Below are 1,812 nucleotides of genomic sequence, written 5' to 3' on the forward strand. Positions count from 1 at the left end.
CCTCGCTCCTGAAGCGAGGAGGCGTCCGTTGACGAAGCAGGAACCCGGATCGCGAGGTACGGGAATCCCCGGCGTTCACGCCGGGGAGGATGTCAACGCCCGTAGATGAGCGCGCCAAGCCCGCCCGTCGGGCCGGCACACCCGCGGGTGAACCGCCCCGGGTTCTGTGGAGACACTCCGCTTCGTGGCCAGGAGGAATTCGTCGGAGGCGTACCGCACGCACAGCCCGGGCTCCCCTACCTGCACTGGTGAGCGTGTTCGGTGGCAGGGGTGGCATCCACAGGGCCGCGCGGACTGGTACTCGGTGTGCTCCGGGATCTGTGGGAGCCCGGGGTGCGATCCCCGCGGGCTACCCGACCGACTTCTTGGCACTCCCAGCGGATCAACTCCCGACCACCGGCAACAAGATCAATTTACTGTGTGGATGTTTACCCGGCGGCCGGCGTCATGCTGGGGGTGTGCATCGTGTGGCGGCAGTCGGGGTCGCAGCCTGCTGGGATCGTTTACCACTCTGGCTCAGGGCGCTCTGCGTCAAGTCTTCATGTGGTCGGTGTCCATGTGCCATTGCTCCACGTGCTCCCGGATACCTGTCCGAGGATCGCCGGGTCCGCAAGGTCACAGCAGACCTCGACAAGATCGTGGAAATCGGCGGGCGTCGTGCCGTCCAGTCGTTGTTTGCGTCGCCATGCTCTCCATTTCGGTTGGGCGTTGCGGGCGAAGTCCTTCAGCAGAGGCCGTAGTGGTGTGAGGGGCACACGGCGGTGGGCCGCCACGACGCACAGTGCCTGTCGCAGGTCGTCGCCGGTGACGGTGGTGTGTGTGCCGATCGAGACGATGCCGACGAAGTCGCGCCAGCGGGTGTTGACGGTTCCTCGTTCGACGGCGGTCGCGATCTTCTCGGCCAGGATCATGTGCGCGGGGTATCCGAGGAGGCTCGTCTGGCCGCCGAGCAGAAGGGGCAGTTCGATCCTGACGGGTTCGGGCCAGATGGGATCACCGAAGTTGACGTCGACGTGGAAGACAATCAAGGCTGTCGCGAGTTGTGCTGTGATCGACACCCGTACGCCGGCGTACGGGTCCTCGTCGCGGATGTCGCATCCGGTGATGGAGTCGGGGTCGAAGACGAGGCCGTCATCCCGCCGTAGCGCGACGATCTCGCGGGTGAGAGCGACGACCTCGTCGACCTCGTTGGACAGGCCGGTGGCCTGCAGGTCGATGTCGCGGGTGGGGCGCCGAGTGGCGTAGGCAACAAGCAGCACTCCACCCTTGAGGACGAGGAGGTGTGCGAACCGTGACTGGCTGAGGCGGGTGAGGAAACCTTCCAGCGCGTAGAGGGCGAGGTATTCGGAGGTGTCGCGTCCAGCGCGGCGGGCGGCGTTCTGAAGATCGAGATAGGCGCGTCCGTCGAGGGAGTCGCGGGTGGGGCGTCTGGGCGTCACAGCAGGATTTCCAGGATCCTGGAGAGTCGGGGCAGGGTGGTGGGGAAGTATCCGGCGACGGTGAGTAGACCGGAGGGGGTGTGGCCCGGCTGGCGGAGCCATCGGCGGAGTGCGTCGACGGCGGCCTGCTCGCCTTCGTGGTGGCTGAGCCGGAACATGTCGACGATCGTCCGTTCGGCCGAGTAGATCGCCGTGTCGACACCGCCGATGGAGAGCGGGACACGTCCGACGTCGAAGGTGTCAGACGCGAAGCGGTGCCAGGACACGTGGCTGAACCCGGCCGGTGGGCGGGTGTGCCGGGGCAGGGCGATGTCGTGTAGGGGTGGGATCTCATCGCTGAGCTGGTGGCGGACCAACGCGCTGGTCAGACAGA

General features: G+C 66.5%; 2 protein-coding genes. Both read right to left on the bottom strand.

Features of this window, described 5'->3' with window-relative positions; translation table 11 throughout:
* Positions 1 to 539: 539 nt before the first annotated feature.
* Complete coding sequence (locus tag BBK14_RS13370; protein WP_071062447.1) at positions 540 to 1,439, bottom strand: nucleotidyl transferase AbiEii/AbiGii toxin family protein; 900 nt, start codon at positions 1,437 to 1,439, stop codon at positions 540 to 542.
* On the bottom strand, positions 1,436 to 1,812 hold a 377-nt coding region (locus BBK14_RS38240; protein WP_157904257.1), incomplete at its 5' end, for a type IV toxin-antitoxin system AbiEi family antitoxin domain-containing protein. The genes BBK14_RS13370 and BBK14_RS38240, both read right to left, overlap by 4 nt.

The sequence above is a fragment of the Parafrankia soli genome (genome assembly GCF_001854695.1).
GTDB classification, from domain to species: Bacteria; Actinomycetota; Actinomycetes; order Frankiales; family Frankiaceae; genus Parafrankia; species Parafrankia soli.